The following is a 26,675-nucleotide window of genomic DNA, read 5'->3' as shown; positions in this document are numbered from 1 at the left end:
CATGGGCGCGCATAAGAACGATTCGACATTCTCTCCTTCGCAAGAGCGCGCAAAACGGGCACGCCGCAAGACGTTCGCCCCGTTCTCCATAGGAAAGCAAGCTGCGTTGTTCGTCTGCCTGACGATTCTTTTGCTCTTCGTCGACCTGTTCCTTTATATGGGAATCACCATCTATGAGAACAATCAGGCATTCGGCAGTGGAACGCCCAAAGGCGTCACCATGAAAATAGGAGAAGACCTCGTCCGAAACGAAGACGGAGACTACGAGCTTTCCACCTACGCCCAGAACTGGATGGACGAAGAGCAATGCTGGGCTATTCTCATATCCAACGAAGGAACCGTGGACTGGAGCAGAAACGCCCCGGAAAGCGTCATACGCCCCTACACGCTCGCAGACGCCGCGACCTTTGCGCGCATGGGCTATCTCGACGACTACCCGTGCTTTATCTGCAAGCGAGACGACGGAATCCTGGTCACTGGATTTCCCAAAGACTCCTACGCGATGTTTCCCCTGAACTACTGGCCGCAGCAAACCATGCTGCGCACCCCGTTCTACATTTTCTTCATCTTCATCGTGGATGCGGGAATCATGTTCCTGGCATATTTCGTGTCACGCCGACGCGTCGAAAAAAACATCGAACCCATGGTGAAATCGCTCGACGACCTCGCCCGGGGCAAACCTGCGCATATCAACGCGACGGGTTCGCTTTCCGAGGTGGGAGAAAGTATCAACGCCGCGAGCGCCATCATGCGACGCAAAGACGAAGCACGCAAGCGGTGGGTGGCCGGCGTAAGCCATGACATCCGCACACCGCTCGCCATAGCCATGGGACACGCCGAGGGCATAGCCGAAAACCAGAGCCTGTCCGATGAGGTGCGTGCTTCGGCACGTATTGTCGTGAGGCAGAGCGCGCGAATCCGCGACCTCGTCTCGGACCTCAACATAGCCTCGAAGCTCGAATACGACATGCAGCCGCTCGACGCGCATCCCGCAGCCTTCGCCCGCATGGTCAGATCCATCGCCGCAGACTGCGCCAACGACCGCCTTGATGAACGCTTCTCCATCGAGGCCGATATCTCTCCGGCGGCGGAGCAGGTGCGTGTCTCCCTGGACGAAAGGCTTATCACGCGCGCCGTACGCAACCTTATCGACAACTCCCTGCGCCATAACGACGGAGGCTGCACTATAACGCTCGGAGCCGACGTGCGCGAAGGATTCGCGCTGCTTCGCGTGGCCGACGACGGAACCGGTATGGCAGAAGAATCGATCGCCCGGCTCAACCTCGAAGCCCAAAACATCGCATCATCCGCCTTTTCCGAAGACCGCCGCGACAACGGGCCTGTTCCGCCCCCGCACTACGAAGAGTACGCCGCGATGGGCGCACGGGCGGCGCGGGCGCCCATTGCACCCGAAAGCGAGGCCGGCTCCGCCGAGATGCCACCTTCGCTTCGCCCGAAAGAGCTCGCGGGCTTCAACGACCACGGTCTGGGCCTCTCCCTTGTGGCGCGCATCGTCATAGCGCACGGCGGGCGCATCGATTTCTCCACGAGCGACCCAGCGGGCTTCGAAACAACCATGCGTTTCCCGCTCGAAAGCTCCTAGGCACGGCTTTTCGACCAAGTCGAGGGGGCGAACGCGGACGTTCGTCCCCTCGACAGGAGCAAAGAATTCGGCAGCGAAACAAACCGCTCGCCGACAAATTGTTAAATACCGGAAACAGTCCGTGCGCTGCAGTCTTGCGGTTCTTCGCCAGGCTTATAATTCCTTGCTTCCACCGTTTCAGCTCGCCAGAGTTCCGCTTTCCACGATTCGGCTTTGCGCGAGCACCTGTCGAAAAGAGGATATATGAGAATGGGTCCCCAAGAGGTCATCTGGATCGCGGGCGCGGCTGGACGCATGGGCCAAGCGATCGAACACCACCTCGATCACGCACGCTACATCATCATGACGACAGACGCCGAGCTCGACATCACCGATCTCGAAGCGGTCAACAACTACGTCGATACCTACCGTCCCGACGTCGTGGTCAATTGCGCGGGCCTTTCCAGCAAGGAACTCGCCGAGCAAGACCCCACACGCGCCTACAAGGTCAACGCCCTCGGCGCGCGCAACCTTGCCATCGCCAGCGCGGCCGTCGGCGGCCTGATCGTCCACCTTTCAACCGACGACCTCTACCCCGGCTCCATCCAGCACCCCGTCAACGAGTTCGACAAGACGCTGCCTCCCCACGTCTACGGAAAATCGAAGGAAGCGGGCGAAACGCTCGTTCGCGAGCTCAATCCCCGCCACATCATCGTGCGATCTTCTTGGGTATACACCGCGCTGCCTACCGACTATCTCGTACGCATAATAGAAATGAGCAGAAAAGGCGAGACAATCGAAGTCCCCGCGAACCAGTTTGCCTCCCCTACCTCGTCGAACACCTATGCCAACTTCGTCATCTCCGTCATGGAATCGGGCGAGTTCGGCACCTTCCACGCATCAACGGAAGGGCTGTGCAGCCGCTACGAATTCGCCAAGCGCGCGCTCGAGCTCGCCGGCGTCCCCACCACGAATCTCGTAGGCAAGCAAAATCCCGAAGACGCCTACCGCATCGAGCTTGAAAACCTCATGATCAAGATGACCGGTATCTTCGAAATGCCCCGATGGGAAGACGACCTGAAGGCCTACATGGCCGACCACGGCATGACGGCCTAGCGCGAGAAAGGAGCATCCATGACCGAAACCCCCGAAAAGGCCATGACGAAAAAACGTCGCAAACTCGGCCTGACCACCACCATTCTTATCGCGCTCGTGCTCGGCATCGTCTGCGGCGTGATCTTTCACTACCTCATCCCCGCCGGAACCGTGCGAGACGACGTGTTCGTCGACGGCGTCTTCTACATCGTCGGCCAAGGATTCATCCGCTTGATGCAGATGCTCGTCGTTCCGCTCGTGTTCTGCTCGATTATCTGCGGCGCCGCCTCTATCGGCGATACCAAGACCCTCGGCACCGTTGGCGTGAAGACGCTTATCTTCTACATATGCACGACCGCCATCGCCGTTGGCGTGGCATTGGGCGTCGGCAATCTGATCAGCCCGGGCAAAGGCGTCGACATGTCCTCGATTGTAGTGAGCGATACCTCGACGCTCGATACCGCAAGCGCGGCCTCGGAGCTTTCCATCGCCGATACGCTTCTGAACATCATTCCGAAAAACCCCATCCAGTCGCTCGCCAACGGCGACATGCTCCCGGTCATTTTCTTCGCCCTGTTCGTGGGCATCATCATCGCGCTGCTTGGCCGCAAGGCAGAAACGGTGCACAGCTTCTTCGAGCAGTTCAACGACATCATGATGAAGATGACCTCCATTGTCATGCTCGTCGCTCCCATCGGCGTATTCTGCCTGCTTTCGCGCACCTTCGCCAACATAGGCTTCGATGCGTTCTTGCCCATGGTGAAATACATGCTCGGGGTTCTTCTGGCGCTTGCTCTGCAATGCCTCGTGGTCTACATGATCTTGCTGAGCGTGTTCGCGCACGTCAACCCGTTCACGTTTTTGAAGAAGTTCGTCTCGGTCATGGCGTTCGCGTTCTCCACAGCAACCTCTAACGCCACCATTCCGCTGAACATCGAGACCCTGGACAAGAAGATGGGCGTAGATCGCCGCATCTCCTCATTCACCATCCCCTTGGGCGCCACCATCAATATGGATGGCACCGCAATCATGCAGGGCGTGGCGGTCGTGTTCACCGCCCAATTATTCGGCGTGGATCTCGGCCCGGTCGAGTACGCGACGGTCATAGCCACCGCCACCCTCGCCTCGATCGGAACCGCGGGCGTTCCCTCCGTCGGCCTCATCACGCTTTCGATGGTGTTCAATTCCGTAGGACTGCCGCTTGAGGGCATCGCACTGATCATGGGCATCGACCGCATCCTCGATATGACGCGCACGGCCGTCAATATCACGGGAGACGCCGTATGCACCATGGTCGTCGCCAAACAGGAAGGCCGCGTGAACAAGGCCGTGTTCGACGACCCCGACGCGGGCAAGACGCTCGAGGAGATGCGCGCGGCTTCTTAGAAGAATTCTTCGCTTCCGGCCGGTCTTTCGCGCCAACGATCAATTCGCATGTCCAACCGGTGGTTCGCGCCGATAGTCCGCCCGAACCACCGGCCGATCGGCCTCAACCTACTTCTCGCTCCTCCGAATCCGCCCGTTGCGGCGGACGGGCGGATTTTTTTGCTTCCAGAACCCTCCGAACAATCGAACACCCCGCCGCTCGCTGCCAGGAGCGGTCTTTTTCCTTTTTTCGGAAAGACGCTCCACCAAATCAGAGCGCCAAAACGATATGATACGCAAACATTGTTACTTTTCGGTGGCCAGCGCGACTGCCTCGCAGGAATTCGAATCAGTCGCGCCGCGATCCCATCGATTGTCGAAAGGATGTGTGGTGAAGAAAATCTGGCAAAAATGGAACGAGATAAACCTCATCAAGCGAATTCTCGTATTCCTCGTTCTTGGCGCCGTACTCGGCGTCGTAGCACCGACGCTTGAATGGATCGGCATCTTCGGAACCCTGTTCGTAGGCGCCCTGAAGGCGGTCGCTCCCATCCTGGTATTCTTCCTGGTCATCTCCGCCCTCACGAACGCACGTGCAGATGGCTCCATGAAGACGATCATCGTGCTCTACATTCTGTGCACCTTTATTGCGGCGCTCGTTGCCGTCATCGCAAGCTACCTTTTCCCGATCGAGCTTACCCTCACCGGCCTCGAAGCGGCTGAGAACGCCTCGCCCGAGGGTGTCAGCGAAGTCCTGGGCACGCTGATCATGAACGTGGTGGCAAATCCCGTCGATGCGCTCGTCAACGCAAACTACCTGGGCATCCTTGCATGGGGCGTGCTTCTGGGCGTGGCTTTGCGCATCGCTTCCGAGGCAACCAAGAAGGTCTTCACCGACGTTTCCGACGCCGTGAGCCACGTTGTCCGCTGGGTTATCAGCCTTGCTCCCTTCGGCATCTTCGGCCTGGTCTACACCGCCGTGTCCACCAACGGCCTGGAAATCTTCACCGAGTACGGCATGCTGCTGCTCGTGCTCGTTGGCTGCATGTTCTTCCTCGCCTTCGTCGCCAACCCGCTCGTCGTGTACGCCTGCACCCGTAAGAACCCCTATCCGCTGGTTCTGCGCACCATCAAGGAATCCGGCCTGACCGCATTTTTCACCCGCAGCTCCGCAGCGAACATCCCCGTCAATATGGAGCTGTGCCGCAAGCTCAAGCTGGATAAAGACGTCTATTCCGTCTCCATTCCCCTGGGTGCCACCATTAACATGGGAGGTGCGGCGGTTACCATCACCGTCATGGCCATGGCCGCCAGCAACACCCTGGGAATCAGCGTCGACCTTCCCACTGCCGTGATTCTGTCCGTGCTGGCCGCCGTGTCTGCATGCGGCGCGTCCGGCGTCGCGGGCGGTTCGCTCATGCTCATTCCGCTCGCATGCTCCCTGTTCGGCATCGGCAACGACATCGCCATGCAGGTCGTGGCCGTCGGCTTCATCATCGGAGTAATTCAGGACTCCTGCGAAACCGCGCTGAATTCGTCCACCGACGTTTTGTTCACCGCAGCGGCCGAATATCGCGAACGCCGCAAAGCCGGCAAGGCAATCGACTACAGCGAATGGGAGAAATAATCTTCGCTTTACACCCGGAGGAAAAAGCCGCTTCAAGCGGCTTTTTCTTTATCCGAGATCATCTGCTCAGGAGACTTTCGCCTGAAGCTTTCTGTATCCAAGGCATTTTCAAACCAAATTCTTTCTTCGTACGAGCGGGCTTTCCCCGAAACCGCTCAGAAGGAGCCGCGCAGTGAACTACCGTATCATCGAGGAGCACAAAATCGACAGGGCGCTTTTTCGGGGCTTCATCCGCCGTCAAGAAGTCACGCTCTGCCGTCGCAGAAAAGGCGGCGAATGGGTCATCGGACCCGACCCCTTCGTCGATGATTGGAGCGAAGAGGACTATCGCGAACTCATCGGGCATATGAAGGATCTCTCATTGCGAGGGGGCTTCGTCTACGGCGCGATGCAGAGCAACGTCCTTAAAGGGTTCGTAACCGTCGATGCAAAGGCGCTCGGTCCCGATAACGAATACCTCGATTTGCGTGACCTCTTCGTGTCCGCAGACGCGCGCGGGCAAGGCATTGGCCGAGAACTTTTCCGGGCAGCAGCCCAATGGGCGCGAAGCAAAGGCGCGTGCAAACTTTACCTCTCGGCACATTCGGCCATCGAAACCCAGGCGTTTTACAAGGCTATGGGCTGCGTTGACGCGAAATACATCAGCCTGCGGCACGTCGAAAAAGAACCGTACGACTGCCAACTCGAATACCCCCTCTTCCCAGACTGCAACGCCGATGCGCCCGCACTATAAACCGTCCGCACGATTGGAGCCGCCCGCATGATTCAAGGATGACGGAGCAGACAAAACGACGGCCCCGCAGTCTTTCGGCATAACGGAGCCGTCTTGGTCTTTCATCGAGGCTTTAGCCCCCGGAATCGCGCGGAAACCGTATTCGAACGCACTTTCCGGCGATTATGCAAACTTACGCCAAGGCATCGAGCAGCTGCTCGATGTTCTTGCGGCCGAACAGCACCTGCTCTCCGTCATCGATCACGACGCACGGCACGCTCATCACGTTGTAGCGCTCTTTAAGCTCGGGCGCATGAGCGATGTCGTAGACCTCGGCGCGGACGTTTTCGTTCTCGGCAGCGATGCGCTGGGCCGCAACAACCGTCTCGGGGCACATCGTGCACGAAAGCGAGACGATCACCTTGACATCGACCGGGCCGTCCAACGCTGCGATGCGTTCGCGCACCGCATCATCAAGCGGCTGGCCGGGACCGGCAACGTTGTAGAGACCCAGCACGAACGACGTGAACTCGTGGCCTCCCGGCACACCGTGGAAGGCAAGACCGCTGTCGGACCCATCTTCACGCAGCACGCGAACGAACGCCGTCTCGTCTTCTGAGACGCCCTCCCCGCATACGACATTCACGCGATTGCCAAGGGAGGCAAGCGCATGGGCGTAGTCGGACAATTCGGAAGAAACGGCAGTCTGGTTGCCGTGCAATTCAAGCGTTACGGACGTCGCCATGCGGGCGAACACGGCATCAAGCTGAGCGCGCATGCCTTCGTCGAAAAGCGCCTGCGCATCTGACGAAGAGCTTTTCGGCGAGACCTCTCGCCCTGCAGCTCCCTGTTCGGCAGCGCCGCGCTTATCGGCCTGTTCGGAAACGGGGCGCTGAGGCACAAGCCCCGTCTTCTCCTGCATGGCGGCCGCATAATGCTCCATCGACGCGGCGGCTTTCGCCCCATCCCCCGTGGCGGTGACCACCTGGCGAAGATCTTTCACACAAACATCTCCCGCGGCATAGAGGCCTTCGACCTGGGTGCGCTGGCCTTCGTCGGTGACAACGTAGCCGCGCTCGCTCAGCTCAACGAGATTCTGTACAAGCTCGGTAGACGGCTCATAGCCCGCAAATACGAACAGACCGAACGTATCGCCCTCGGGAGCGCGGTAGCACCCCTCTTCCCCGGTGACCCGATTGCGGTAGCGCAGTGCGCGCATGAGGTCGTCCCCCTCGATTGCAACCGCTTCGGTGTTCGTGAGAACCGTGATCTTCTCATGCTCGCGTGCAGCGGCCGCTGCGCCGGGCGCACAGGTGAAATCGTCGCCGCGAACGAGAATGGTCACGTGATCGGCGTATTTCGTCAAAAACACGCCCTCCTCGGCCGCCGAGAAACCGCCGCCGATCACGAACACCTCTTTGCCCTCGAAGAATTCACCGTCGCAGGTTGCGCAATAGCCCACGCCGCGACCGGCAAAACGGTCCTCGCCGTCAATGCCCGCGCGACGCGGACGAGCACCCGTGGCAAGAAGAACGGAGAACGCATGCACCTCGCCTTTCGAGGTGCGCACGGTCTTCACGTCGCCGTCCATATCCAGTTCGAGCACTTCGGCCGCCATGAACTCGGCGCCAAACGATTCCGCTTGAGATCGCATGGTCTCTGTCAGCTGGGCGCCGCTCGTTTTAGCAACGCCCGGATAGTTCACGACATCCGACGTAATGGCAATTTGCCCGCCGAAGCGATCCTTTTCAACCACAAGAACGCGCATGCGCGCCCGCGCCAGATACAATGCCGCGGTCAGGCCTGCCGGACCACCGCCCACAATGACGGCGTCGTAGAAATTCTTCATATCCATAATGGCTCCTTCGTAGAAAAGGAGGCCGCATGCGCAGCCTCCTTTCGTTGTCTTCATTTTATCGTCGCACGTAGCATCGACGTCATTGAGACCGCAGTCCCGACTTACAGCTGGCCGACCAAATCGAGGCTCGGCTTCAAGGTCTCCGCGCCCGGCTGCCACTTCGCGGGGCAGACCTGGTCGCCGTGCTCGGCAACGAACTGGCACGCCTGGACAAGACGGAGCAGCTCGTCAGCATTGCGGCCAACGCCGCCCGCGTTGACCTGGTAGGACTGGATGCGACCCTCGGGATCGACGATGAAAGTGCCGCGCTCAGCCAGGCCGTTTTCCTTAATCAGAACCTTGAAATCCTTGGCGAGAGCATGGGTGGGATCGGCGAGCATGGGATACTGGATCTTCTTGATGCGCTCGGACTCGTCATGCCATGCCTTGTGCACGAAGTGGGTGTCAGTGGAGACGGAGTAAATCTCGCAACCGATCTTCTGGAATTCCTCGTACTTGTTGGCAAGGTCTTCAAGCTCGGTCGGGCAGACGAAAGTGAAGTCTGCGGGATAGAAGAAAAAGACGCTCCACTTGCCCAGCACGTCCTGCTTGGTGACGGTCTTGAAATCGTCGTTATGGAAAGCTTCCACGGTGAAATCAGAAATCTCTTTGTTAATCAAAGACATGGCGTTCTCCTTTTCATGGTGCCCTTTCGTGGGCAAAAGCGCTGATAATATACTGTGTTAGATATGTCTTACTTGGTGACAGGCCTTATTCTACACGATTCGTTTTTAATTGCAACTACTTTTATAACATTTATCGCTCAGGCGGCGCGTGCGCTGTAAAGCGGCTCCCCCTCCGACGCCCACGAAGCACACCGCCTCGCCTCCGACCTATGGGGCAGCCCAGCGTTTCGCTTTCGAATCCCGTAGCCCGAAGCGGCTCGGCGTCGCGCCTTCGGACCCCAAAGCGATCCGATGTCGCACTTCCAGGCCCCAAAGCAGTCCGACGTCGCACCCTCGGACCCCAAAACAATCCGACGTCCGGCAATCCATGCTATTTCGTGCATTTGCGCAGAGAAAATGCACGAAACGACGAAATAGTATGGATGCGACGGGCCTTCTTTCCCGAAGGAAACAACCACAAGTCTCTGACCTGGTGTTTTGCAAGCTGATACGCGTATGGGAATCCAATGTGCGGGACGAATCCATACTATTTCGTCAAAAGGTGCGTTTCGGCTGCACAAACGACCGTTTTAGTATGGACGACGGCCACGCCGCTGCCCTGCAGTCGCGATGCAGCCGTTCAGCCGCAACGCCGCCCCAGCCGCGCAGTCGCCGCCCCAGCCACGATGCGCCGCTTAACCGCGGCACTACTGCGAGGCCGCGACGCGTTGTGAAGAATTCGCGTACGAACCGTTTGAAACGCTTGACCGGGCTAAATCGCCCTGGTATAAAGTTACCCGAAGGTAACTTCCACACAAAACACCTCCATCTCCTGAGGAAATCGCCTTCGACGCGCGAAACGTATCACCCAGACACAACCGTTTCGCGCATGTGAAATACACCTTGCTTCTCCGAGAGCGAACGGCGCGCTGACCCCCTTGCGCGCCGTTTCGCGTTTTCCTGCTGTGAATCTTTCGTGAGAGCCTATTACGAAGGCGAAAACGATTTCGATACAATAGCTGCGTGGGATGCGCCTCTCGATACGCATCACGCCGTCGTCAAGTCTGCGCTTCGCGCCTCGTTCTGACGAATCTTTCGAACAATTGAACATGAAAGGATTCTTCATGCAGGGAAAACCCCTCGTCATGCTGCTTGCTGTGTTATACGGCAGCGCGTTTCTCGCCGGCTTCAATGAAAACCTCGTCAACATGGCGCTTTTGTCCATCATGGGCGAATACGGCGTCGACTCCATCACCGCACAATGGCTCGTCACTGGGTATATGATCGTCGCCACCATCGTGGTTACCTGCATGGCGTTTTTCTATCGCCGCTTCAAGCTGCGCACCCTGTTCTTCTCCGCCTCGGCGCTAAGCTTCGCAGGCTCCATCCTAGGCTTTCTCGCCCCGAATTTCACGCTTCTGCTCATCGCGCGCCTCATCCAGGCAATCGGCACGGGTATCTTCATCCCCATGATGATGAACACGATCCTCGCCGTCACGCCGAAGAACAAGCTGGGCACCTTCATGTCCATCGGCAGCTGCATGATCACCTTCGGACCCGCTTTCGCGCCCGTAATATGCGGCGGCATCGTAACCGCCCTCGGATGGCACAACGTCTTTTTGGTTCCCGCAATCGCCATGGCGATCCTGGCCGTTTTGGGCTTCTTCTTCGTCAAGAACCTCGACACCAGCCCGGCACATCTTGACATGCCCTCGGTGGCGCTTTCCTCGGTCGGCCTGTTCGCCTTGTCCTTCGGTCTGGCAGAGCTTACGATAACCCCCCTTGTCGCCCTGGCCTCGCTTGCCGCAGCGGTTCTGTGCGTCGTCGTTTTCATCCTACGGCAGCTGCGCTGCGCCCATCCCCTGATCGACCTCGCGCCCGCGAAAAGCATCACGTTCTGGCCCACGCTCGTGCTTGTCACCATCACCATGATGTCGACGTTTTCCATGAGCGTATTGCTGCCGCTCTATTTCGAAGGAGCGCTCGGTACCACGGCGTTTCTTGCAGGCGTCATCATGCTCGCTCCCGTGCTTGCGAACACCTTTATCACGCTTTTGGGCGGACGGATCATGGACAAACGCGGCGAATGGCCCCTTCTTCCCGCCGGCTTCGCCATCGCAACCGTCGGATTTGCAATTATGGCAATCGGTGCCCCGTCGCTTTCACTCGCCGCGATGCTTGCGGGGTCAATCCTCGCATTTTCCGGCATTGGCCTGGTCTTTTCCCCATCGCAAACAGCGGGCCTTCGCACGCTTCCGCCCGAGCAGCATCCCTTCGGCGTAGCCCTTTCCACCACGTTCGTGCAAATTGCCGCCTGCATCGGCCCCTCGCTTTACACAGGCATCCTCGCATCCGCCCAATCGAACGCGCTTGCTGACGGAGCAAATGCCCAAATTGCAACCGCGCAGGGCTTCTCGAACGCCATGGTGGTCGCCACCCTCGTGGCCTTCCTCGGGTTCGCCGTCGCGTTCGTCTACGCCCGAGCCGCCAAGAAACGCTCGCAGGCAGAGATGCATTCGAAGCATGTCGCCATGCGCGCGAAGAAAGAAGAATCGGGCCACGCGCACCAAGGCGCCGCTGCATCCAAGCCTTCGGCCGGCATGGTCTCCGAAGAACTCGCAGACATCGTCGAAGCGATCCCCTATACGCTTCCCGCAGACGCCTCGGTCGCCTTCGCCATGGAACAGTTCGCCGAACGAAACGTCAGCGGCATGCCCGTCGTAGACGAGCACGGACGCGGCGTGGGATACCTTTCGGACGGAGACATCATCCGCTACCTCGCCGACAAGCATCCGCTTTTCATGAACACGTACTCGCTCATAGCGCTCGCCGACGGAAGCACCTTCGACGACCGTCTGCGCGAACTTCTATCTCTTCCCGTCAAGACCGTGGCGACCGACAAGTTGATTGCCCTTCCCTACGATGCCACGCTGCAAGACGCATGCACGCTTCTTGCCCAACACAAGCTGAAGAAAGTCCCCATCGTGCGCAATGGGGCCATCGTAGGAACGGTGAACCGCTCTGCCATCATCCGCTATGCCATGGAACGAGCAGCAGGCGTCATGCCTCGCCCATAGCGAACACCCGCAGAAAAGACGCATTCAACGGCAATCGTCCAAGAAGAGGGCCGCCGCACCCAAACAGTGCGGCGGCCCTTCCTGCTTCTAAGCAGCCAGACGTTCTTCGGGCTTCGACGCTTCCTGCGTCGAAGAACGCGCCACCACATCCATGCGCGCCGCTTGCTCCTTCTTGCGCTCTCGACGCGCAATCGCGGCATACAGGCCCACGCCCGCCGCCGCGAAGGCCGCCGTCAAGGCAACCACCACGGCACTTGCCACCCAATCGCCCGATGCCGCAAAGCCCGCGGCCATCGTCGAAGAAACGATGGAAGGAATGCGCCCCACCGTGGTGATCAGGGCAATGCGCCACACGGGACACCTCGTCAGGCCCGCCACATAGGTCATCACGTCTTTCGGGGTTCCCGGGATAAGGAAGCACACGAACATGAGCAGCTCGAAACGGGCGGAATCCTGCAGCCACTTCATGGATTCTATCTTCTCGCGCGAGAAGAACAGCTCCACCGCCTTCATGCCCAGCGTGCGCACCAGCGTCACCACGATAAACGTACCCACCAAGCCCGCCGCCATACACAGCGCCGTGCCTTCCCAGAACCCGAAGATGTAGCCCGCGCCCAGCTCGAGCGGCTCGCCCGGAAGCACGGCCGCCACGATCTGCACCACGATCAGGGCCACCATGGCAAGAGGCGCGAAAGCCCCCTGAGCGTCCACCCATGCGCGCACACGCTCTCCATCGGCAAAAAACATGAAGAGATCGGGGCCATAGAGAACGAGAGGGACCGCCACGGCCAGCAAGGCTACGCATGCGGCAACTCCAAAAATGACATGTCGCTTTTCGATCGTGTGTTTCCCCAATACTTTCCGCTTCATTGCCAAAACCTTTCAGTTCCGCCGCAAGGGCCGGGTATTTCCTGATACTGAAAAGTCTAGAAAGCGAATATCAACTCAACATCAACGAAAAGCAACGGTGCGCTGACGAGCCACTCCGGCAGGAGCAACGCTATTCGTCCGCAAGCGGCGCTTCCACAAACGCCTCCACCACGGCGCCCCCCGATTCCGCGTTCGACAGTTTCACGCCGCCTCCGTGCTTCTCGCACAGCTCTGCGCAGATGTTGAGACCCAGGCCGAAATGAACGGAATCTTCGCGACGCTTTTCGGAGGCCTCGCGCCAAAAGGGCTCGCAGCCGTGGGCAAGCGCGTCGTCGGCAAAGCCGGGGCCGTCGTCGGAAACGCGCACCGTAAGCACCCCTTCGTCCCACTCGCACGCAAGGCTCACCTTAGAGTCTGCATAACGCAACGCGTTCGACAGAATGTTTTCCACCACGCGCGACAGCGCAATATCGTCGAAGCTCGCGAAACGAGGCAGGCCTTTCGCCTTCGCCTCGAAGTCTTTTCCCGCAGCATGCGCCAAATCCGACGCTTCGGCAGCCGCGCGCACGAACCACACGCCCACGTTGCCCGCATGCGGCGCGACCGAGCATTCGTTCATATCCACCAGGTCTTTCATCGACTCGACGTAGCGCTGCAAGCGTTCGGTCTGACGGGTCATGGCGCTTGAAGCCTCGGCGAGCTGCTCGGCGTCCACCAGGCCTTCGGGGGCGAAGGTGGACAGCATCTCGGCGCGCCCCTTAAGCACCGTAAGCGGCGTACGCAAATCGTGGGCGAACGCCGCGTTGACCTTACGGCGATTCTCGGCCATGCGCCACATGGCCTTGTTGTTGCGCTCAAGAGCGTCGCGCATCGTTTCGAACGAAGCGCACAAGCGGTCGAGCTCGCTTTTCGAGCCCGCACAAGGCGCAGGCATAGAAACCGAGAGGTCTCCTTCGGCAATACGACGTGCCGCTTCGTCCATCGCCTGGATGGGACGTTGGAGCTTTCGCTTGTAAAAGGCATGGCTTGCCAAGATGAAACACACCCCGAACACAATCGGAACCATCACAATAATCGAGAGGTTTATGGCCTGATAAGCTGGACCCGTCGTCGGAACGTAGACGTAATACCCCACAAGAGACGCAGCCGGGCGGTTTCCCTCGGAATCGGACGGAAGCTGCGCTTCCAATGCGACTGCGTTGCCTCGCTGGGCGTTGGCCGCCGCATCATAGGCCGGAAGCTCGTCGAGAGGGATGCTCGTATCACGCGCTTCTCCTTGGTCGACGATTCGCTCGTCCATATCGTGCACCACAATCCCTTCGGCCTCCTTGGGCACGTCATTCAAAGGGATGACGTAGCGATAGCGCGATTCCGACTTGCTCAGACGGCTTTCTATATACAAGGACACCCCTTCGACAACGATGGGTTCGTCACCATTGGCGTAGTTCGTAAACTCGCCCTCGGCCGCTTCGTACCAGCTCATATCCTCGGCTTTAACAAGGGCGTTCTCCTCTTCGTCGTAGATATACAGCCCAGGATAGACCCCGCTGCCGTTGAGGAGCACGTCTTCCGATAGCGAGGCGAGCGCCATGCTCGCGACCGCAGAAATGGCAAACGCCGCAAGAGACCCGATAAGCGCATAGAAGAAAAAGGCGCTTTTCACCGAACAGGCGTCAAGATAGCTCCGAAGGGAACGGACAGGGTGCCTCATGCATGCGAAGACCCTCTTCTTTCTCGACGGCATTGCCTGTTCTTCTAGTTCTGCCATGTGTAGCCCACTCCCCACACCGTCTTGATGTAATCCTTTTCGGCACCAGCCGCCGCAAGCGCCCGACGGAGCCGGCGCACATGTTCTGTCACCACGGAGGAATCGCCTTCAGCGCCCCAAACGCGCTCGTATATCATGTCGCGGTCGAACACCTGCCCCGCATGCTTGGACAACAGCGTGCAGATCTCGTATTCCTTGCGCGCCAGCTGCACCTGCTTGCCGTAGACGCGCACCGTCATGGCCGCGTAGTCTATGGAAAGCGTGTCGTCTATGCGAACGGCGCTCGCCCTCTTCGCACGCTCCCCCCTTGCCAGCTGGGCCTTCACGCGGGCGCCAAGTACTTCGAGCGAAAACGGCTTGGTCACGTAATCGTCCGCGCCGGCGGCGAAGCCGTCAATGGCGTCGGCGTCTTCCACGCGCGCCGTCAGAAACATGATCGGACAGGTGTGGACATCACGCAGCATGCGGCATATCGAGAAACCGTCTATATCGGGAAGGCCGACGTCAAGAAGAATGACGTCGGGCGAGCGCTTCGCCTTCTCGAGCGCCGAGGCACCGTCGAACGCGACCGTGGCAAGATAGCCCGACATCTCGAAATAGCTCTTGAGCATGTCGGCAATATCGCGCTCATCGTCGACGATCAAAACGAGCGGCTTTTTCTCTGCATCCACCGTTGAATCCACCTTCCGTCCTCTTTCTAAGCGCGACGCACGGGCGCACATCGCACATCGCACATCGACACGATACCGCCCAATTCTCAACTTTTCATCTACAAGAGTCCGACAAAGAACGGCATAGCCCCGCAATCGCTCATGGACCCTTCGGACTCCCGCATTTTGCACATTGACATATGAGCATATGTTCATATAATAGCGGTATTGGATATATGAGCATATGTTCATATGAATGGAGCTAGTATGTTAAACAACGAATTCCCGCAGGATTCTGTCGCGAAAAAAACCGAGGCCTTCATCGCGGAGCCAAGCACCGTCTTTTCGACACACGCCGGCTGCACATCTTCGGAGCATGCGAATGGCATTGAAAGCATGCCCGAGGAGGAGCTGCTGTACGACCTCGCCGACTTGTTCAAGGTATTCAGCGACACCACCCGCATCAAGATTCTCTACGCGCTCTTGATCGACGAGCTCAGCGTAAACGAAATCGCCGAAGCCATAGGGGCATCTCAATCGGCGGTCTCTCACCAGCTGCGCATCCTCAAGCAGGCGCACCTCGTGAAATTCCGGCGCGACGGCCGCAGCATCTGCTACTCGCTGGCCGACGACCATGTACAGACCATTCTCGACCAGGGTCTTTCCCACATCTGCGAATAAAAGCCCCGTATATCGCCCGAAAAATCGCCGCATAATGCGGCCGGAAGAAAGGAACAACCATGCGCAAATCCTTCAAACTCGACGAAATCGACTGCGCCGTGTGCGCCGGCAAGCTCGAAGACGCCATCAAGAAGCTCGACGGTGTCACGGACGCCAAGGTCAACTTCCTCACGCAGAAACTCACCCTCGAAGCCGCAGACGAAACCTTCGAAAACGTGTTCGAATCCGTGGTGAAGCTTACCGCCGACATAGAGCCCGATTGCGAGATCGTGCGCTAGCGCATCCACGCCCGCCGCGGCATCGTCGTCGCAAAACGCGTCTCTTTTTATGCCGGCGGCACCACCGATTGGAGAATCAACCCATGAACAAGAAACAAAAGAAGTGGCTCAGGCGCATCCTTATCGCCCTCGCGCTCTTCTTCGCCGTCATGGCCGTCGACAAGCTCGGAGTACTGACTGCCGTCTTCGGCGAGCCTGGAGCTCTCTACGCCAGCTTCGTGCTTTACCTCGTTCCCTACCTTATCGCCGGGCACGACGTCTTACTCAAGGCATGGCGCAATATCCGCCGCGGCGAGGCATTCGACGAAAGCTTCCTCATGACCGTGGCCACGATCGGCGCGTTTGCGATGGTGTTTTTCCCCGATGCCGATCCGCACATGGCCGAAGGCGCCGCCGTCATGCTCTTCTATCAGGTGGGAGAACTGTTCCAGAGCTATGCCGTGGGCAAGAGCCGCAAATCCATCGCCGCCATGATGGATATCGCCCCCGACTACGCCAACATCGAGCGCGACGGCGCGCTCGTTCAGGTTGATCCCGACGAAGTGCGAATCGGCGACGTCATCGTAGTCAAGCCTGGCGAACGCGTGCCCATCGACGGCGTTGTGGTCGAAGGAGCCTCGCAGCTTGACACCGCCGCCCTCACCGGCGAGTCCGTGCCCCGCCATGTCGAGGAGGGTGCGGAGGTTATCTCGGGCTGCATCAACATGACGGGCGTCTTACGCGTACGCACCACCAAGCTCTTCGGCGCCTCCACCGTAAGCCGCATCCTCGAGCTTGTGGAAAACGCCAGCGAGAAAAAGGCCCATACGGAAAACTTCATCACGCGTTTCGCGCGTGTCTATACGCCCATCGTCACCCTCGCGGCGCTTGCCATCGCAATCGTCCCGCCGCTTCTGGGCATGGGCGCCTGGTCCGACTGGATTTTGCGCGGCCTGACCTTCCTCGTGGTGAGCTGCCCGTGTGCCCTGGTCATCAGCGTGCCGCTGTCGTTTTTCGGCGGCATCGGCGGTGCCTCAAAGCTGGGTATTTTGGTCAAAGGATCAAACTACCTCGAGGCGCTTTCCGAAGTGGACACCGTGGTGTTCGACAAAACCGGCACGCTTACCAACGGAACCTTCAACGTGGTGGCCATCCACGCCCAGGACGGCGTCGATCCCGATTATGTGCTCTCCATGGCCGCGCACGCCGAAGCGTTCTCCGACCACCCCATCGCCGTCTCTGTCAAAGAGGCATACAGCGGCACGATCGACCAAGCTCGCATCGCACAGGCCACCGAAGAGTCAGGCCATGGCGTTTCCGCGAAGATCGACGAGCATGTGGTCTTGGTAGGAAACGACCGCCTTATGAGCGCACACGGCAGCAATTGGCACGACTGCGAACTCACTGGCACTATTCTGCACGTCGCCATCGACGGCTCGTACGTCGGCCACATTGTGATTGCAGACGTGGTGAAAGACGATGCCGTCCAGGCGATTAGCGACTTGCACGCCGCAGGCGTCGAGCGCTGCGTCATGCTCACCGGCGACCGCAAAGAAGTGGCACGTGCCGTCGCAGCCAAGCTTGGCCTGGACGAATACCATGCACAGCTGCTTCCCGGCGACAAGGTGGAGCAGGTCGAGCGCATCCTGGATTCCGCGCGCGGCAACCTGGCTTTCGTGGGCGACGGCATCAACGACGCGCCGGTGCTTACCCGCGCCGACGTGGGCATCGCCATGGGAGCCATGGGGTCGGATGCGGCCATCGAGGCGGCAGACATCGTCCTTATGGACGACAAGCCCAGCAACATCGCCCGTGCGATCCGCCTGGCACGCAGGACCATGCGCATCGTGCATCAGAACATCGTGTTCGCCATCGGCGTGAAGGTACTCATCTTGATACTTGCCGCCTTCGGCATCGCCAACATGTGGCTCGCCGTCTTCGGCGACGTGGGCGTGGCCGTAATCGCCATCCTCAACGCCATGCGCGCCATGAACACGCGATCGATCCGATAAAGCCGCAGGCCATACACCGAAAAAGCCCGCATTAAAAGCGGGCTTTTTCCTTTGCTATTCGAAATCAGAGAAAGACCTCACCACGGGAAGCAGAGCGTCGTCGCGAATGATGCGCATCCCAGATATGGCCATGACGCAGCCAAGAGAAACGCTACCCGAATCGATGGACTCCTTCGCAAGGTCGAGCATCTTTCTGCCGTTTTCCTCCAGCGCATCGACCGGCACTCCTTCTGCAGCCAGAATCTCGTTGCCCTGGCTTTCAGTGCGGCGCTGCAGCCCCTTGACGCTTTCGACAAGCTCGCCGAATTCGACCATCGCCTGGTCGGCCATGACCGACCTCAAGTTCGCGCACTTCGTGTAGCACGCCGCTGCGGCGTCGTAGCGTTCGAGTTTCCAGAACGCGAAGCCCATCCAATACCAGCACAGCGCGGCATCCGACGTCTGCCATGCAACCCGAAGCGCCTGGCAGCACATGTCCACCTCGGACTGGAATTCGCCGCGAACGAAATACGCCCTGGCCGCGCGAAGGTACGACTGCGCACGGGACGGCGCCAGCTCGATGCACCGCTTCGCATGGTCGAGCGCCTGATCGGACGCGGAAAGAGACATCGAATACACCTGCGAGAGAGCATCGTGGACAAGATACACCTCGTCGGGAAGAGGCAGCACGCGACGGCCTTGCGAATCATCCCGGCAATGCAGCGCGTACATGAAACGCGTCTCGTAGCTGTCGAAGTAGCGGTAGCACGTGCCCGCCGTGTCGGCGAAGCCCTCGAGCGATTTTGTTTTCGCAAGCAGCTCGTTGAGAGCCTCGAGCGCATGAGCCTCGTCGTCAGCGCGCAAAAACGCCGTTGCGCGAGCCATGGGAGCCTTCAGGCCGTATGGATCGACCAGCGCCTCCTTCACCTCAAGGTACGAATGCTCGCCCAGCTGCCCCGATTCGAACCCCTCCATGAGCGTAAGGCAGATACGACGCAGCATAATGTCCTCGGTGCGATCGTGGATGCCCTTCAGACATTCAAGCGCCGCAGGAACGCCCTTGTCGAGGGCCTCCGAAAGCTCGTCGGCATAACGAGCCCTGCCGCGGCTCTCGAAAATACCCAGGTCTTTCGGGCGAGCGACGCCCGTCATATCGCGCGCCGCCTCGGAAAACGGCGTGAAGTCCCGATCGATGCTCGCCTCGTACGTATTCCCGAAAACCCCTTCCCCCCGCTTGAAGCAAGACGAAACAGACTCGAGAGAAAACTCTTCGCCAAAGCGGAAATCTACGCCGCATTCTCTCAGGAAAGCGAACGGGTCTTTGACCGAGCGGTCCGATTCCTCCCGTTTGAGCAACTCCTCGAAGCGCGCACGTCGAATGCAGCCGGACACCACCACGTCGGACGCCACGCCGCCGCGCAGGCAGTTGACGTACGCCTCCTCCACATCGCTCGACACGGAAAACGCAAGCGACGCCATCAGGATGGCGGCATGAGCGGCATAGCGCGCCTCTGCCCCGTTGCGGTCGGCCGCAGATGCCGACAGGAACAGGCCGGTCTCTTGCGACCATGCGCTCGAAGGCATGGTGGATGCCGTAGGGCAGGAAACGTCCAGGCCGAAGCGAATGCCGTCGGCGCTTGAACAGAACTCGTAGCCAAGCCTATACGGCAGACGAAGACTCTCTCCCGCCCGAGCGAAGGCCACATGCTTTTCCCAGCGGCTTCGCAGCAAAGGCGCCTTCGTGATATCGGGGGCCTGCAAGCAGATGCGATCGATGAGCCATCGGTCGGTTTGGGCGCAGACGCCCTCCGTGGCGCGAAGGAAACCTCCGTCGGTCGATTCAAGATAATCGACAAGCAAAAGGAACCTGTTCAGCGCAGCCTCCGTGCGCAAGAACGACTCGCGGGCTTCGCGGGCCTCCGGCAGCGCCTCAAGAAGCCCGTTTTCCACCAGAATGCCTTCGGCGTTCAAGTACGAGAAGTCAAGATAGAAAGTATCGGCGTATTTCTTCGTGCGAACCATGCGCACGTTCGGCACGGACTCAAAGCCGTCCTCAAGCTCGACCGCGAAATCGGCGGCCGACTTGCCCATGATTCCCGCATCGCGCAGCTCGTGCACAAGGAAGCGCTCTATCCCCGCGCCCGAATCCAGGGACTCCCCCCACGAGGCCTCGGCCTCGAGCACCTCCTTGTTCACGGCGTCGAACGGGTCGGCCGTGTTGAGTCTCGCGAACACCGCGCCGAGGTCGAACGGCCTTGCGGCCTCCACGGCGTCCGCGAACGTCACGAACGTGAGGTAGAGCCGCGCAAGGAAATCGGCGTATTCCAGCCACGAATCCAACGCCGCAGTATCGAGCAGGGACGGGCGCTCGTAGCGCTCCATCCTATACGGCCCATCCTCTTCGGGGTTCTTGCACGCATACGAACCCACCACCTGGTCTTTCCCGTTCGCATCGCACGCGAATACGACGCCTGTAGAATGGTCGGAATCGGCGTATGTGGCAAGGTAGAGCGTGGGCGTGCGCGCAGGGGGCGCCACCAGCACGTCATCGCAAGAAAACATGCGGCCGTATTTATCCGCATAAGCAATAAGACGAACACGGACGCGATCAGCAGGATCGAACTCGACGACGTAGAACGACCCGCCATCCGTTAAATCGATGCCTTTCGAAACGTAGCCGAACACACGGCCCGCAGGCTGGCCCGCCACGTTTTCGAACCGCACGCACCTCGGCGATACGCCAAGCTTGATAGGAAACGAATCCGGCATAAAGCACCTCGCACACATTTCATTCGCCCGATGAGTTTCCTTCGAATTATACGGCAACAAAGCGGAAACGACTCTCTTTCGGGAAGAACCGCGAAACCCCGCACGGATACAATCCTCGGAAACGAAAGCTTAAAAACGCGAATGCGAGGTTGCCATGAAAGAACCCTGGGTCATCGAGACGGCATGCCTGGGCATGCGCCCCTTCACCAAGCACGATGCAGAAGAGCTGCGCAGCGCGCTCGATAACGACGAGTTCGTCCGCGCGGCGCACGAATATTTCGGAACCCCCGAAGCTAAAGAGGAGCTGGAGGAAAGCCTTCTCGAAGGCGGCGGGCACGCACCCTGGGCGGTCGTCATGAAAGCAACGAGAGAATTGGCCGGCTTCTTCGGCATACGCCCCGTTGCCGAAGAAGGAGAACGCCGTCTGAAGGCCCTCTATGTCATGAGGTCAAAGCGCTTCGAGCAAGGCTACGCCTCCGAGGCCATGCAGGCTGCACGCAGGTTCATCGAACGGGTCTTCGTGCGGGCGAGCAGCCCTTGCGAAAGCGCTTCGTCTCCCGCTCTGAAAAGCGGCTCCCTCGAAAGCCTGTCGCGCGAGGAAGAGGAGCTGCTCGACGAATACCGGAGCGTCATCGCGGCAACGCGGGCGGCCCTTGCGAAGGAGGCCTCCCCGGCAAATCCCCCTGCAGGCTTCCGCGTTCACGGGTCGATCGTGAAGCAGTTCCACGGACTTGACGTGTTCAGCTTCTCCTTCTCTCTGTATTAAAAACGCGGTATCCGCCCCTGAAATGCAAACGAACGCAAAAGCGGTCCCGCGCCTAACGCACGGAACCGCTTCGTTGTTTCGGATTCGCACCATATCGGCCTTTTCGGCTGCAACGGCTAATTTTTCAGCCGCAAGGCCTAATCAACAAGGCGCCGGGGTTTTTTCAGACGAGGAACGCCCGCTCCTCCGTTCGTCTTGTCCACGGGAATATTGCCCGTTACAACCACAGGATCGGACTCGAGCAGAAAGCGCCTCAAGAAATCCGCCTCCTCCGGCGTCAGAATCCTGCCTCCATCGGAAGAGCGCGGCGGCTGCGCCTTATCCGCAATATGTACCATGTAGAAACTCCCTCTCCGCGGCGTAATGCTACGTTCTTCTATCCGACGCACGCGCCCTGCGAGCATCGGTCACTCGGCCATGCCCCATTCTCTCCATCAGCCGAGCATTCATTTTGTGCATTGCTTGCGCAGTATGATATGGGATTGGAAAGCCGAGGTTATATCCGAACGGGATAATCGCGACCGACGGCTGTTTTAAGCCGACGAGGGCAAACAAATATGCAGAAACAGACGGTGAGCGGCGAGAAATTTTCCATGCGACTCGTTTTGCCGTAAGCGCATTACATTCCACTTAAGCAAACTTGTTACGCATATATTAAAAACGCTATGCATATTGACGTATAACTGATGATTCCTTGCAAAGCGCGGTATCATAGGCGAGATTACAGGCCCGATGGAGGGCGTCGATGGCCTTTCCGCCGTCTTCCATCACGACGGAAAGGATTTCCATGGCAGCAGACCGCCCCATCATCGGGGTAGACGAGCGCGTCCCCGTGGCGAAAGCCATCCCGCTCGGCATCCAGCACTTCATGAGCATGTTCGGATCGACGGTGCTCGTGCCGTTTCTCACCGGGCTCTCGCCATCGCTCGCCATCATGTGCTCGGGCATCGGCACCATCCTGTATCTGTTGGTGACCCGCGGCAAGATTCCCAGCTATCTGGGATCTTCCTTCGCATTCATCACGCCCATCGCCATGGTGGCGTCGAGCCAAGGCGTCGGTGCCGTAGGAGGCGCGCTGATCGTAACCGGCCTGGTGTACGTGGCGGTAGCGGGCATCATCAAGGTGGCCGGAACGGGCTGGCTTGACTTCATTCTGCCTGCACCCGTTGTCGCTCCCGTTATTGTGGTCATTGGCCTGGGTCTTTCCGCAACGGCTGTGAAAATGGCCTTCTTTAACGGCGGATACGACTCGGGCGCGCCTTTTAGCTACGAAGGTTTTGCCGTAGCCGCGCTGACGCTTGCGGTATCGGTGGTATTTTCCACCTGCTTCAAGGGCTTTTGGTCCACCATCCCCGTCCTTGTAGGCGTGCTGGTGGGTTATGCCGCCTCGTGCATGCTGGGACTCGTGGACTTCCAGCCCATTGCTGAAGCGGCTTGGATCGGGCTGCCCACGCTTACTGCGCCAACCTTTGATCTGGGCGCCATCATCTTGATCGCGCCGGTGGCTATCGTCATCATCATCGAACACATTGGACATTTGCTGGTGGTAGGCGAAGTGGTTGGCAAAAACTACAACGACATGCTCCCCCGCTCGCTTCTGGGCGACGGCCTGTCCACCATGGTCTCGGGCTTTCTGGGCGGCACTCCTACCACCACCTACGCCGAAAACATCGGCGTCATGAGTGCGACGCGCGTGTATTCCACCCAGATCTTCTGGTACGCGGGCGGCATCGCGTTCATCGTGGGCGGCTTCTGCCCGAAGATCGAGGCTATTATCAATTCCATTCCCACCTCGGTCATGGGCGGCGTAAGCCTGCTGCTGTTTGGCCTGATTGCCTCCAACGGCTTGCGCATGCTGGTTTCCAACCGCGTCGACTTCAGCAAGGCGCGCAATCTCATGCTGGTTTCCGCCATCTTGGTTGTGGGCGTAGGCATGGAAACCGCCGGCATCAAAATCCCCGTGGGAGCCTACGAGATTCCCGGCATGGCCACAAGCGCCATCGTGGGCGTGATTTTGAACCTCTGCCTGCCGAAAGACACCGTGGCCGATAAGACCTACCCCGCAGGAGAAGCGGGCGGAGATGTGCCCGTAAAAACTCAGGAATAAACAGACGAAAGCAACGCCGTTCGTAATGGAACGCAAGCAGGCCCCGTCAGTCGCCCGAAGCGTCTGGCGGGGCTTGTTGCATGCGCCTCGATACAAGAAAAGCGACCGCCCGTAGGCAGCCGTTCTCAAGCAAGACCCCGAACAAACCGCAAGCCAATCCCAAACCCGGGCCAAGCCGCAGCCGCAATCCAGTCCCAAGACAAGCCCCAGGCCCCAAGCTGCCCGTCTGCGCCTTGATTCTACGCTCCAACCTCCACCTTGCACCTGAGCCCCGGCTCAACATCCCATGCAGACCCGGAATCTGTACTATCTCGTTCGTTCGTGCAAGAAAAATGCACGAAATGCCTTTTTAGTATGGCTGCTCGACGGCTTCTGCCGGCAAGGAAAAAGAGACGCCGTCCTGACCAGGCGTTTTTGTTGCCCTGCAAATTCGAGCCCGTTCTATCGAGGCCGCAATCCATGCTATTTCGTCAAAGCGTGTAATTGCCGCGGCAATAACATCCGAAATAGTATGGATGCGCGCTTCGCGCCGAGCACCCCATCGCCGCCCATAGAGAAACGACACGAACCGCCGCGCATCGACACGCTTCATGCGCGAAGGTGCCGACAGGAGCGACAAAACACGCGGCGCGGCCGAAGCGGCAATCCCCTATCACTCATTTCGACAGCGTTCGACGGCCTTACGATAGGCCTTACGATAGAACGCATATTCCTCTGAACGATGGACAATAGCCAACTGAGCGCCGAAACACAGCCTAATCTACCTGCGTGTAGTACACGTCAAGAACGATCTGATACACGGCCTCTTCATCGAGATAAACCTCGACGAATTGGGCGCCCTGAACAGGTTCTCCCGGGAGCGTCACCACCTCGAGCGAGGTAATGCCGTTCGTCAGCACCGATGAAGCCAGGTAGCTAAACTCGTTAACGCCCAAATTGGTGACCGAATACTGGTTAGCCACGTTAAATAGGTCGATAAGCGAAGTCACATTGCCCTTAGCACTCGCGAGCGCCTTAGAGGAAAACGCCTGCAGATACTGAACCTGACGCGCCTGGCGGTCGAGCGATGACGTGAGTACAGAAGTGTCGCGATACTGCACGTAGCGCGCGGCGTTATCGCCATACAGAACAATGTCTTGACCGGCCACGATACCCGTGTTGGGAATAGTCTCGAGAGCATTGACCGAAACGCCGCCTATAGCATCGTTGAGCGGCGCAATGCCATCGTAATCAAGCGCCATGTAGTACGACATGGGCATGTTGTACAGCGCGCGCGACACCGCAGTAGTGGTGTATTCGCAGCTGGTATGAGCACCGTCGCCGTAGCTGAACGCAAGGCACAGCTGCATCTTTTCCTGGCCGATGAAGGCATCGCTCACGAACTCGCCCACGTCAACCATGCTGTCGCGAGGAATACCAATCACGGTCGCCTTGCCCGTCTGGGTGTCAAGGGCAAGCACCATCACGGCGTCGGCCTGCCCGGAACCTGCGGTAGAGTTCGCATGGAGAGACTTGTCGTAGCCCATCACCACGACCGACACGATGTTCTCGTTGTAGGCGTATGTGTGTCCGTTATGCTCGATCGTGCGGCCCTCGTCGTAGGAAACAGCGTCTTCGGCCGTTTCGATCTGTGTGGGCTCTGAAGCCTGCTTCATGGCAGCCTCGCCCGCCTTGATGGAACCGACTACCGCCCAGGCGGCACCGCCCGCAATAAGCGCGATGGCACCAACCACGATGACAGCTATCTTCAAGCGCTGTTTAAGCTTGTTGTGCGTGCGTTTCTTCTTGCGAATAAGCACCTCGTTCGTCGGACGCAGCGGGAAATCATCCGCCGGCTTTTCGAAAGAAGCGTCAAAAGCCTCCGCGTGTCCCATCCGTCCGAAATCGTTACTGCGTTTGTTGTTCATCTATCAGGACTCCCGTTACCAGGTATCGAGTATGGTCGCGATTCACGGCATCCATGCACGTGCTCAGCTGGACAATCTTATCATCATCGGCAAGCACGACGCCATCGCGCACGTTAACAAGCATCGAGGCGGGACTGAGCACCGAATCGAAGTATTCCCGAACGACCTCGGGCTTGCTGAAATCGAATGAATTGAGCACATGGCGATCGTCGTATTGGTAGGCCGCGACAATACGGTAAGTAAGAATGTGCCCAGGCGTGTAGATATACATGACATCGTGCTCATCGAAGAAGGTCTTGTCCTCGAAATAGTGCAGCGTAGTGAACATAGACCCGTTCTGTACCTGATGCCCGTAGACCATGGTGACCGGGTCGCTGAAGTCGGTCGCGTTGGCACGTTGGGTATACGCAGCGCCCTCTATCGCATAGTCTCCGTCGGCATTGTGGTCGAGGTAGAAGTTGTCGTCCACTGTGGACTGAAGAATGGGCACGTCAACCTTGGTTCCAGGAATGCTTACCCAAGCGTAGATATCAGGATTCTTCGTTTTAAGCTCGACGAAATCGACAGGGTTCTCAGGCAGGTTTCCCTCGCCGCTCTGCTCCTGGGCAGGCGAAGAAGAACCCTGTGCTTCGGGCACATCCTGCGCTTGCTGCGCGGCGCGATCGAGCTCTTGCTGCTGCCATACCATGAACCCTATTCCCGCCGCCGCAACGAAAAGCAGAATTGCCAGCAAGGTGAAAAGAACTGCCACCTGGCGCTTCTTTTTCGCAGGCCACGGATTCTTCTGGGAGCCTTCCTCCCTCTTCGCATGACGAGGGGCCGAAGCGGCCCCTGCGTCTTTCGAGATATGGTCACAATGATGCTCGCTCATGTGCGGGCGCCTCTTTCTTATCGCGGTTTTTTCGCTTCGCCCCAGTGTACACGCTCGCGGCACGCGTGCGCAGGCGTT

20 protein-coding genes are annotated in these 26,675 nt (G+C 58.9%); 11 read left to right on the top strand and 9 right to left on the bottom strand.

What is annotated here, in order from left to right; genetic code table 11:
* Position 1: 1 nt before the first annotated feature.
* The 5 genes from HMPREF9451_RS02840 (at position 2) to HMPREF9451_RS02820 (ending at position 6,402) form a co-directional block, all read left to right on the top strand.
* Positions 2-1,603, top strand: coding sequence for a sensor histidine kinase (locus HMPREF9451_RS02840; RefSeq protein WP_009138793.1), 1,602 nt, complete (start codon positions 2-4; stop codon positions 1,601-1,603).
* Between the two features lie 243 nt (positions 1,604-1,846).
* Positions 1,847-2,698 (top strand): SDR family oxidoreductase, encoded by an 852-nt coding sequence (locus HMPREF9451_RS02835; RefSeq protein WP_148508485.1) that lies wholly within the window; start codon positions 1,847-1,849, stop codon positions 2,696-2,698.
* 18 nt (positions 2,699-2,716) lie between these two features.
* Positions 2,717-4,063: a dicarboxylate/amino acid:cation symporter gene (locus HMPREF9451_RS02830; protein ID WP_009138791.1), complete on the top strand. Its 1,347-nt coding sequence runs from the start codon at positions 2,717-2,719 to the stop codon at positions 4,061-4,063.
* A gap of 370 nt (positions 4,064-4,433) precedes the next feature.
* Entirely contained in the window at positions 4,434-5,669 is a 1,236-nt protein-coding gene (gene sstT / locus HMPREF9451_RS02825; RefSeq protein WP_009138790.1) for a serine/threonine transporter SstT, read from the top strand.
* Positions 5,670-5,841: 172 nt separating this feature from the next.
* A complete protein-coding gene (locus HMPREF9451_RS02820; RefSeq protein WP_009138789.1) occupies positions 5,842-6,402 on the top strand; it encodes a GNAT family N-acetyltransferase in 561 nt (186 codons plus the stop codon).
* Between the two features lie 172 nt (positions 6,403-6,574).
* Here the strand turns inward: HMPREF9451_RS02820 and HMPREF9451_RS02815 are convergent, their stop codons facing one another.
* Positions 6,575-8,236: an FAD-dependent oxidoreductase gene (locus HMPREF9451_RS02815; protein ID WP_009138788.1), complete on the bottom strand. Its 1,662-nt coding sequence runs from the start codon at positions 8,234-8,236 to the stop codon at positions 6,575-6,577.
* A 104-nt stretch (positions 8,237-8,340) separates the two neighbouring features.
* Entirely contained in the window at positions 8,341-8,904 is a 564-nt protein-coding gene (gene ahpC, locus HMPREF9451_RS02810) for an alkyl hydroperoxide reductase subunit C (RefSeq protein ID WP_009138787.1), read from the bottom strand.
* Between the two features lie 1,103 nt (positions 8,905-10,007).
* Between ahpC and HMPREF9451_RS02800 the strand changes: the two genes are divergently transcribed.
* Positions 10,008-11,960 carry an MFS transporter gene (locus tag HMPREF9451_RS02800; RefSeq protein WP_009138785.1) on the top strand — a complete coding sequence of 651 codons (1,953 nt, stop codon included), beginning with the start codon at positions 10,008-10,010 and terminating at the stop codon, positions 11,958-11,960.
* An 87-nt stretch (positions 11,961-12,047) separates the two neighbouring features.
* Here the strand turns inward: HMPREF9451_RS02800 and HMPREF9451_RS02795 are convergent, their stop codons facing one another.
* From HMPREF9451_RS02795 to HMPREF9451_RS02785, 3 genes are all read right to left on the bottom strand, one after another.
* Positions 12,048-12,830 carry a TVP38/TMEM64 family protein gene (locus HMPREF9451_RS02795; protein ID WP_009138784.1) on the bottom strand — a complete coding sequence of 261 codons (783 nt, stop codon included), beginning with the start codon at positions 12,828-12,830 and terminating at the stop codon, positions 12,048-12,050.
* Between the two features lie 130 nt (positions 12,831-12,960).
* On the bottom strand, positions 12,961-14,541 hold the full coding sequence (locus HMPREF9451_RS02790) for a sensor histidine kinase (RefSeq protein ID WP_187364028.1): 1,581 nt from the start codon (positions 14,539-14,541) through the stop codon (positions 12,961-12,963).
* Between the two features lie 44 nt (positions 14,542-14,585).
* The gene (locus HMPREF9451_RS02785) at positions 14,586-15,281 is read right to left on the bottom strand and encodes a response regulator transcription factor (RefSeq protein ID WP_040625981.1); all 696 of its coding nucleotides are present in this window, start codon (positions 15,279-15,281) and stop codon (positions 14,586-14,588) included.
* Between the two features lie 234 nt (positions 15,282-15,515).
* Here HMPREF9451_RS02785 and HMPREF9451_RS02780 point away from each other — a divergent pair, with 234 nt between their 5' ends.
* The 3 genes from HMPREF9451_RS02780 to HMPREF9451_RS02770 all read left to right on the top strand — a co-directional run bounded on the left by HMPREF9451_RS02780 (position 15,516) and on the right by HMPREF9451_RS02770 (position 18,198).
* Positions 15,516-15,929, top strand: a complete 414-nt coding sequence (locus HMPREF9451_RS02780; protein WP_009138781.1) for an ArsR/SmtB family transcription factor — start codon at positions 15,516-15,518, stop codon at positions 15,927-15,929.
* A gap of 59 nt (positions 15,930-15,988) precedes the next feature.
* On the top strand, positions 15,989-16,207 hold the full coding sequence (locus HMPREF9451_RS02775; protein WP_009138780.1) for a cation transporter: 219 nt from the start codon (positions 15,989-15,991) through the stop codon (positions 16,205-16,207).
* Positions 16,208-16,290: 83 nt separating this feature from the next.
* Positions 16,291-18,198 (top strand): heavy metal translocating P-type ATPase, encoded by a 1,908-nt coding sequence (locus HMPREF9451_RS02770; RefSeq protein WP_009138779.1) that lies wholly within the window; start codon positions 16,291-16,293, stop codon positions 18,196-18,198.
* A 54-nt stretch (positions 18,199-18,252) separates the two neighbouring features.
* On the opposite strand, the gene HMPREF9451_RS02765 is transcribed toward HMPREF9451_RS02770, so the two are convergent.
* Positions 18,253-20,946 carry a tetratricopeptide repeat protein gene (locus tag HMPREF9451_RS02765; protein WP_009138778.1) on the bottom strand — a complete coding sequence of 898 codons (2,694 nt, stop codon included), beginning with the start codon at positions 20,944-20,946 and terminating at the stop codon, positions 18,253-18,255.
* Between the two features lie 154 nt (positions 20,947-21,100).
* Here HMPREF9451_RS02765 and HMPREF9451_RS02760 point away from each other — a divergent pair, with 154 nt between their 5' ends.
* Complete coding sequence (locus HMPREF9451_RS02760) at positions 21,101-21,712, top strand: GNAT family N-acetyltransferase (RefSeq protein WP_009138777.1); 612 nt, start codon at positions 21,101-21,103, stop codon at positions 21,710-21,712.
* 137 nt (positions 21,713-21,849) lie between these two features.
* Here HMPREF9451_RS02760 and HMPREF9451_RS02755 read toward each other — a convergent pair whose 3' ends face one another.
* Positions 21,850-22,050, bottom strand: coding sequence for a hypothetical protein (locus HMPREF9451_RS02755; RefSeq protein WP_009138776.1), 201 nt, complete (start codon positions 22,048-22,050; stop codon positions 21,850-21,852).
* A 449-nt stretch (positions 22,051-22,499) separates the two neighbouring features.
* On the opposite strand from HMPREF9451_RS02755, the gene HMPREF9451_RS02750 reads away from it, so the two are divergent.
* Positions 22,500-23,819: a solute carrier family 23 protein gene (locus tag HMPREF9451_RS02750; protein WP_009138775.1), complete on the top strand. Its 1,320-nt coding sequence runs from the start codon at positions 22,500-22,502 to the stop codon at positions 23,817-23,819.
* A 755-nt stretch (positions 23,820-24,574) separates the two neighbouring features.
* Here HMPREF9451_RS02750 and HMPREF9451_RS02745 read toward each other — a convergent pair.
* Both HMPREF9451_RS02745 and HMPREF9451_RS02740 read right to left on the bottom strand, forming a co-directional pair.
* A complete protein-coding gene (locus HMPREF9451_RS02745) occupies positions 24,575-25,726 on the bottom strand; it encodes an LCP family protein (protein WP_009138774.1) in 1,152 nt (383 codons plus the stop codon).
* Entirely contained in the window at positions 25,707-26,597 is an 891-nt protein-coding gene (locus HMPREF9451_RS02740) for a class B sortase (RefSeq protein WP_009138773.1), read from the bottom strand. Before HMPREF9451_RS02740 ends, HMPREF9451_RS02745 begins: the two co-directional genes overlap by 20 nt.
* Between the last annotated feature and the right edge of the window lie 78 nt (positions 26,598-26,675).

This window comes from Slackia piriformis YIT 12062, assembly GCF_000296445.1.
In the GTDB taxonomy this organism is placed as follows: Bacteria; Actinomycetota; Coriobacteriia; order Coriobacteriales; family Eggerthellaceae; genus Slackia; species Slackia piriformis.
This window is presented reverse-complemented; position numbering and strand designations above follow the sequence as displayed.